The 7880-nt window shown below is 72.3% G+C and carries 7 protein-coding genes, 1 pseudogene and 1 riboswitch; all 8 genes and pseudogenes read left to right on the top strand.

What is annotated here, in order from left to right:
- Positions 1–944: pseudogene (locus MJ777_RS21420) on the top strand (primosomal protein N'); the annotation flags it as partial.
- 193 nt (positions 945–1137) lie between these two features.
- The gene (gene def / locus MJ777_RS21415) at positions 1138–1686 is read left to right on the top strand and encodes a peptide deformylase (protein WP_239312707.1); all 549 of its coding nucleotides are present in this window, start codon (positions 1138–1140) and stop codon (positions 1684–1686) included.
- On the top strand, positions 1686–2636 hold the full coding sequence (gene fmt, locus MJ777_RS21410) for a methionyl-tRNA formyltransferase (RefSeq protein ID WP_239377600.1): 951 nt from the start codon (positions 1686–1688) through the stop codon (positions 2634–2636). Before def ends, fmt begins: the two co-directional genes overlap by 1 nt.
- Positions 2633–4087, top strand: a complete 1455-nt coding sequence (locus tag MJ777_RS21405; protein WP_370652804.1) for an RsmB/NOP family class I SAM-dependent RNA methyltransferase — start codon at positions 2633–2635, stop codon at positions 4085–4087. The genes fmt and MJ777_RS21405 overlap by 4 nt, the downstream gene beginning before the upstream one ends.
- A 176-nt stretch (positions 4088–4263) precedes the next feature.
- Positions 4264–4962, top strand: a complete 699-nt coding sequence (rpe, locus tag MJ777_RS21400; RefSeq protein WP_239377599.1) for a ribulose-phosphate 3-epimerase — start codon at positions 4264–4266, stop codon at positions 4960–4962.
- Positions 4963–5083: 121 nt separating this feature from the next.
- Positions 5084–5212, top strand: a riboswitch (FMN riboswitch).
- Between the two features lie 125 nt (positions 5213–5337).
- Positions 5338–6090, top strand: coding sequence for a riboflavin synthase (gene ribE / locus MJ777_RS21395; RefSeq protein ID WP_239377598.1), 753 nt, complete (start codon positions 5338–5340; stop codon positions 6088–6090).
- Positions 6087–7427 carry a bifunctional 3,4-dihydroxy-2-butanone-4-phosphate synthase/GTP cyclohydrolase II gene (locus tag MJ777_RS21390; protein WP_239347355.1) on the top strand — a complete coding sequence of 447 codons (1341 nt, stop codon included), beginning with the start codon at positions 6087–6089 and terminating at the stop codon, positions 7425–7427. Before ribE ends, MJ777_RS21390 begins: the two co-directional genes overlap by 4 nt.
- The coding region (ribH, locus tag MJ777_RS21385; protein ID WP_239377597.1) for a 6,7-dimethyl-8-ribityllumazine synthase at positions 7424–7880 on the top strand (457 nt) is incomplete at its 3' end. The genes MJ777_RS21390 and ribH, both read left to right, overlap by 4 nt.

The raw sequence follows: 7880 nt of genomic DNA, 5'->3' as shown, positions 1-7880 counted from the left end.
GGTACCAGCCGTCACTGGCCTGCGCGGGCTGCCGCCGGCCGGCCCGGTGCGGCCGTTGCCAGGGGCCGCTTGGGCGCCCGAGCGGCGCCGGACCGCCGGCCTGCAACTGGTGTGGACGCCCCGCCGTTGATCTCACCGGCCGGCCGTCGGTGGAGGCCGCCGGATGGCGGTGCCCGTCCTGTGAGGACGCGCGGCTGCGGGTGACCGTCGTCGGCGACCGGCGGACCGCCGAGGAACTCGGGCGCGCGTTCCCGGGCGTCACGGTCCGCACGTCCGGCCGGGACGGCGTGCTGGCGACGGTCGCGGCGGCGCCCGTTCTGGTGGTGTCCACGCCGGGCGCCGAGCCGCTCGCCGACGGCGGCTACGGCGCGGTCCTGCTGCTCGACACCTGGGCGTTGCTCGGCCGCACGGACCTGCGTGCGGCCGAGGAGACCCTGCGGCGGTGGTGCGCGGCGGCGGCGCTGGCGCGGCCGGCCGCCGACGGCGGCCGGATCATCGTCACCGCCGATGTCGGCCTGGCGGTGGTGCAGGCGCTGACCCGCTGGGACCCGGGCTGGTTCATCCATCGTGAGCAGGACGAACGTGCGGCCCTCGGCTTTCCGCCAGCGACCCGGATCGCCGCTGTCGAGGGCGCTGCCGGCCCGGTCGCCGAACTGATCGCAGCCGCTGAGCTCCCGGCCGGCGCCGATGTGCTCGGCCCGGTTCCGGTGGCTGGGCCAGGCGGGCCAAGTGGGCTGAGTGGGCCGGGCGGCCCCAGCACCGGTGCCGGGGCCGGCGCCGGGCAGCCCGCGGCCGGCGAGCAGCGGTGGGAACGCGTCCTGGTGCGCGTCCCCAGAGCCCGCGGCCAGCAGCTGGCCGTTGCGCTCAAGGCGGCGCGCGGCGTGCTCGACGCCCGCAGGTCCGCGCCGGTCCGGGTCATCCTCGACCCGGTGGCCTTACTGTGACGGGCGGCTGTGCCGGGCGACGTGCCAGCAGGTGACCGGCGGCTGCGCGGGCCCGGGTGTTTTCGCGCCCGTGGGCCCTTGGTCCTACCGTGGAAGCCCGTAGCATGGATTCTCTTCATCGGGTGTGGCCGCGATCGAGTGTGGCCGCGCGGCCACAGTGCTCGACAGGTGTGTATCCGGAAGGGGTGCGACAGTGACGGTCCGGGAGATCCGACTGTTGGGGGACCCGGTGCTGCGGACGGTGGCCGATCCTGTCACCACGTTCGACAAGGAGCTCCGCCGGCTCGTCGCGGACCTCACCGACACGATGCACGAGGCGGACGGGGTCGGGCTGGCGGCGCCGCAGCTCGGGGTGTCCCTGCGGGTGTTCGCCTATGACGTGGACGGTGAGGTGGGGCACCTCGTCAACCCACTGCTGGGGCCGTTCAGCGAGGAGCTGATGGATGGCGAGGAGGGCTGTCTTTCCCTGCCTGGCATCGCGTTCGAGCTGAAACGGCCGGAGCGGGTGCTGGCTGTCGGCCAGAACGTCCACGGCGACCCTGTCACGATCGAGGGTAGTGGCCTGCTGTCACGCTGCGTCCAGCATGAAACCGATCATCTGGATGGTGTGCTGTTCATCGACCGGCTGGACCGGGCCACGAAGAAGGCCGCGATGCAGGCGATCCGCGAGGCGCAGTGGGCAGGGCAGACCCCTCCCGCGGTGAAGACCTCGCCGCATCCGCTGTTCGGGCGCGCCCGCTGATGCGGCTGGTGTTTGCCGGCACCCCGGCCGCCGCGCTGCCGAGCCTGCGGGCGTTGCTCGACTCGCCCCGCCATGAGGTCGTCGCGGTGGTGACCCGCCCGGACCGGCCGGCCGGCCGCGGCCGCAAGGTCGCCCACTCGCCGGTGCGGGCACTCGCCGAGGAGGCCGCGGTGGAGGCGCTGATGCCCGAACGCCCGCGCGATCCCGCTTTCCTCGCGCGTCTCGCCGAACTGGCGCCGGAGTGCTGTCCGGTGGTGGCTTACGGAGCGCTGCTCCCGCGGGCCGCCCTCGACATCCCCAAGCACGGCTGGATCAACCTGCACTTCTCCGTGCTCCCGGCGTGGCGCGGCGCCGCCCCGGTGCAGCATGCCCTGCTCGCCGGGGACGAGGTGACCGGCGCGTCGGTCTTCCAGATCGAGGAGGATCTCGACAGCGGCCCGGTCTACGGGACGCTCACCGAGACCATCGGCGGTCATGATACCGCCGGTGACCTGCTGGAACGGTTGGCCGACGCGGGCGCCAGGCTGCTCCTGGCCGTGCTGGACGGCATTGACGACGCGGCTGCGCGGGCCCGGCCGCAGGCGGCCGAGGGCGTGTCGATCGCGCCCAAGCTGACCGCGGCCGACGTGCGCATCGACTGGTCCGCGCCGGCCCTCCACATCGACAGGCTGGTTCGGGCGGCCACGCCGGCACCTGGTGCCTGGACGACCTTCCGTGATCATCGGATCAAGCTCGGTCCGGTGCGGCCGTGCTCCACCTCGGGGGACCTGCGGGTCCCCGCGCTGGAGCCCGCGCAGATCGGCGTGTCCGCCGGGCACGGGGAGATCGCCGTCGGTACCGGCGGCGGAGCGGTCCTGCTGGGTGAGGTGCGTCCCGAGGGCCGTGCGTCCATGACCGCCAGTGCGTGGGCTCGTGGCGCCCGGTTGACTGACCGTGAAAGGTTCGTGTGAGCAGGGCTACCACCACCGGCTCCCCAGCTGGCTCCCCAGCTGCCTCCTCCGCGCCGGGGAGTGCCCGCTCACCACGGGCGGTCCCGGCGGATCCCGCGCGGTTGCTCGCCTGGGAAGTCCTGCGAGCGGTGGACGAGCGCGGTGCCTACGCGAACCTGCTGCTTTCGGCCCTGACCGCGCAGCGTCAGCTCCCGGTCCGGGACCGGGGGTTCGCCACCGAGCTGACCTACGGCACGCTGCGTGCGACGGGCATCCTGGACGCGCTGCTCGCAACAGTCACCAGCCGTCCGGTGGACGCCGTGGACCCGAAGGTGCGCGATGCCCTGCGGCTCGGCGCCTACCAGCTGCTCTATACCCGGGTGCCGACGCGTGCGGCGGTCGCGTCAACCGTTGACCTGGTTCGCCACACCAGCGGCGAGCGGCCGGTCCGATTCGCCAACGCGGTCCTGCGGCGGGTCGCGTCGCGGGTGGACGAGACCGGCGGTGACCTCGCGGCCCTGCTTGCCGCGCCGAGCTACGAGGACGACCCGATCGGTCATCTCGCGCTGGTCACCGCCCATCCGCGCTGGGTGGTCGAGGCGTTCGCCGCGGCGCTGGGCGGCGACCTGGCCGAGACCCGCTCGGCGCTGGCGGCCGACGACCAACGGCCGACCACCCATCTGGTCGCGCGACCCGGTCTGATCGACGCCGAAGCGCTGCTGGACGCGGTCCGGGACGGGGGCCTGGCGGGCACGCCCGGTCTGTGGTCGCCGTACGCGGTCCGCCTCGCCGGTGGTGATCCGGGACGGCTCGCGGAGGTCACCGACGGCCGGGCCGGTGTGCAGGACGAGGGCAGCCAGCTGGTCGTGACGGCACTGTCGAGGGTGGCGACGCGGGGTACGGACACCGGGGTGAGCGTCGACCTGTGTGCCGGCCCTGGCGGCAAGACCGCCGTACTGGCCGGTCTGCTGCCCGCGAGCAGGCTGGTCGCGCTGGAACCGCGGGCCGCGCGGGCCAGGCTGGTGACCCAGGCGGTGGCCGGCCGGTCCAACGTTCTGGTGACCCGGGCGGACGGCCGTAGGCCGCCGCTACGGCCGGGGAGCGTCGACCGGGTGCTGGCCGATGTCCCCTGCACCGGTCTCGGAGCGCTGCGACGTCGGCCCGAGGCCCGCTGGCGCCGTGCGCCCTCCGATGCTGTGGTGCTGTCCCGTCTCCAGCGGCTGCTGCTGGCCGCGGCCCTTGACCTGGTGCGTCCTGGCGGTGTCGTCGCATACGCCACCTGTTCGCCGCACCCGGCGGAGACCACCGACGTCGTGACGGACGTGGCCGCGCGGCGCGCTGACGTGTCCGTTCTGGACGCCCGGGTATTCCTGCCCGAGGTGGGCGCTCTCGGTGACGGCCCGTTCGTACAGCTGTGGCCGCACCGGCACGGCACCGACGCGATGTTCCTTGCCCTCCTGCGCCGCACCTAACCGACTGCTGGTCGCTCTAAGAAGATCCGCTTCTACGCATATGCCCTGTGCATGCGCTGGGTGCTGGGTGCTGGTGTGTCGGGTGCGCTCATGGGCTGACGGGATGACCGAGACCACTGACATCTCGACGTTCATCGGAGCCTGGCGGCCCAGAGCCGGCCGATACGCTCGCAGGCGTGGCCACCGCGCAGATCTACCCGAGCCTGCTCGCCGCCGACTTCGGGCGGATCGCGCAGGCGGCCCTGTCGGTCGAGGGGCACGCCGACTGGTTGCACGTCGACATCATGGACTACCACTTCGTCCCCAACCTGGCGCTGGCGCCGGATACCGTGACCGCGTTGCGCACGGTCACCGCAACCCCGCTTGACTGCCATTTGATGATCTCCGATCCGGACCGCTGGGCCGCCGGCTATGCCGAGCGGGGCGCGGCCAACGTCACGATCCACGCTGAGGCCGTCACCGACCTGCCCCGTACCACCGATGCCATCCGGGCGGCCGGCGCGCGCACCGGCCTGGCGGTGAAACCGGCTACTCCCGTCGAGCGTTACATCGATGACCTGCATCGCTTCGACCTGCTGCTGCTGATGACCATCGAGCCGGGGTTCGGGGGGCAGACGTTCATGGACGAGGTCCTGCCGAAGATCACGGCGGCGCGGCGGCTGCTGGACGACCGCGGCCTCGATCTGTGGCTGCAGATCGACGGTGGGGTCAATGCCAACACCGTCGAGCGGGCCGCCGAGGCCGGGGTCGATGTCTTTGTCGCCGGCACCGCCGTCTATGGCGCGGACGATCCCGCGGCAGCGGTTGAATCGTTGCGGGCGCAGGCGCTGCGGGCGTCGCCACGGCTGGTCGCGCCCGGCGTGCCGACAACCTGACCGCCATGCCAGCGGGCGGCGGGCGGTGCCGGCCGCGCCCGGCGGTGCCTGGTGCTTCGCACGGATTCCGCGCGCCCATGCGGCTTTCATGTGCAAGACTCGGGCAGGTAGTTGTAGCAGCACGCGCGCTCCGGGGTCGGTGAAACTCCGAGCCGGCGGTGACAGTCCGCGACCCGTCCGCAGCCAGCGGCCGGTGGACCCGGTGAAATTCCGGGACCGACGGTGAAAGTCCGGATGGGAGGACGCGCGCGGGCGTGTGCCGTCCGGCGGTTATCACCGTCGCGCACGGTCCGTCTGGCGCCTGTGCGCTGGCGGCGTCCCGCGTGCTTACCCCTTGTCTCGGACGTGGTGCCGACACAAGGGGGAACACCAGGAATGTTCACCGGCATCATCGAGGAACTCGGCGTCGTCGCGGCCGTCGAGCCGCGCCCGGCCGCCGCTCGGCTCGTCATCAGCGCGGCCAGGGTGCTCGAGGACGTCAGCGAGGGCGCGTCCATTGCGGTCAACGGGGTCTGCCTGACCGTCACCCGCTGGTTTTCCCAAGGCGACGGGCAGGCCTTCGCCGCCGATGTCATGCAGGAGACCCTCACCCGTTCGGCTCTTGGTGGACTGTCCGTCGGGGACGCCGTCAACCTCGAGCGCGCGGTGCGCCTGGCCGATCGCATCGGCGGCCACCTCGTGCAGGGGCATGTGGACGGCGTCGGTGTGGTGGTTGACCGACAGCCGAGCACCGCTGTGCCGGCCGCCGGCAGCGCCACGGAAGATGATCGAGCCGCCGGTGGCGGGGCGGTGCCCCAGTGGGAGATCGTGCGTATCAGCCTGCCGCCGGGCCTGGACCGCTACCTCGTCGAGAAGGGGTCCATCACGGTTGACGGCGTCAGCCTGACGGTGGTTGATGTCACCGCGGCGACGGCGTCGACACCACCCTCGTTCACCGTGAGCCTGATCCCGACGACGTTGCGGACGACCACCCTCGGCCGCCGCGTGGTGGGGGAGCGGGTCAACCTCGAGGTCGACGTGCTGGCGAAGTACGTCGAGAAGCTCACCGCCGCGCGTGACACGACCGGCGTGGGGCAGCCCCTCATCCCCACCGCCACGATTCGGAGCGGAAGCGAACAACTGTCATGAGCACATCCCTGGCAGCCAGTGACACAGGCCTGGCCTCCATCGAGGAGGCGGTGGCGCAGATCGCCGCCGGCCGGCCCGTCATCGTCGTCGACGACGCGGACCGCGAGAACGAAGGCGACCTGATCTTCGCGGCCGAGCTGGCCACCCCGGAGCTGTTGGCGTTCACGGTCCGCTACACCTCAGGTGTGATTTGCGCACCCATGGACGGGGCTGACGCCGACCGGCTGGATCTCGGCCAGATGGTCCCGCGCAACACCGATCGGATGGGTACCGCGTTCACCGTCTCCGTCGATGCCCGCGACGGGGTGACGACCGGTATCTCAGCCGCTGACCGGGCACGTACGATCAGGCTGCTGGCCGATCCCGCGACCACCGCCGCGGACCTCACCAAGCCCGGCCACGTGTTCCCCCTGCGGGCCAAGGCCGGCGGCGTGCTGCGCCGCCCCGGCCACACCGAGGCGGCAGTGGATCTGGCCCGGCTGGCCGGGCTGCGTCCCGCCGGAGCCATCTGCGAGATCGTCAACGACGACGGGAGCATGGCCCGGCTGCCGGAACTGATGAAGTTCGCCGCCGAGCACGGGCTGTTAGTGATCTCGATTGCCGACCTGGTGGCCTACCGGCGCCGTAGTGAGCGGCACGTCGAGCGGGTCGCCGAGGCGGCGATCCCGACCCGTCACGGGGAGTTCCGGGCGTTGTGCTACCGCAGCGTCATCGAGGACATCGAACATGTGGCGCTGGTCAAAGGCGACATCTCCGGCGGCCGTGACGTGCTTGTGCGGGTGCACAGCGAATGCCTGACCGGGGACATCTTCGGATCGCGGCGCTGTGACTGCGGGACGCAGCTCGACGCCGCGTTGCGCATGATCTCGCTGGAGGGCAGGGGCGTGGTGCTCTACATGCGGGGGCACGAGGGCCGGGGCATCGGTCTCATCCACAAGCTCCGGGCATACCAGCTACAGGACGCCGGGCACGACACCGTCGACGCCAACCTCGCTCTCGGGCTGCCCGCCGACGCCCGCGACTACGGCACGGGCGCCCAGATCCTGGTGGATCTCGGGGTTCGGACGATGCGCCTGCTGTCCAACAACCCGACCAAACGGGCCGGGCTCGAAGGCTACGGCCTGGAGATCGTCGAGCGGGTCGCGCTGCCGGTGAACTTCACCCCCGAGAACCTGCGCTACCTCACCACCAAAAGGGACCGGATGGGACATGATCTGCCGGGTCTGCCGAAAGCGGCCGGAGCCTGTGCCGATGTCCCGCACCATCGGGTCCCGCCGGCCGGAGCCGCGGACACCGATCTGGTGATGGCGGACGTGTGCCAGGGAGAGCCGGCGTGAGCGGCACCGGCTCGCCGTCGGCACCCATCCCCGATGGCGCGGGTCTGCGGCTGGCCGTGGTGGCGGCCCGGTGGCACGGTGAGATCACCGATGCCCTGCTGGACGGGGCCCTGCGGGCAGCCAAGGATGCCGGCGTCGCCGCACCGGTGGTGGTCCGGGTACCCGGCGCGGTGGAACTCCCCGTCGTCGCCGCGGCGCTCGCCGCCAGTCACGACGCGGTGGTGGCGTTGGGAGTGGTGATCCGCGGCGGTACCCCGCACTTCGACTACGTCTGCCAGTCGGTGACCGCCGGACTCACCCGGGTCGCTCTCGACACCGGTGTCCCGATCGGCTTCGGCGTCCTGACCTGCGACACGGTCGAGCAGGCACGGGACCGCTCCGGGCTGCCCCCGGCCACGGAGGACAAAGGGCGGGAGGCCGCCTTCGCCGCGCTGGAGACCGCGAAGATCCTGC

Origin of the sequence: Protofrankia sp. Cj5 (assembly GCF_917627405.1) — a bacterium.
Classification (GTDB): domain Bacteria; phylum Actinomycetota; class Actinomycetes; order Frankiales; family Frankiaceae; genus Protofrankia.
The sequence above is the reverse complement of the archived record's forward strand: the minus strand, read 5'-3'. Positions and strand labels throughout refer to the sequence as shown.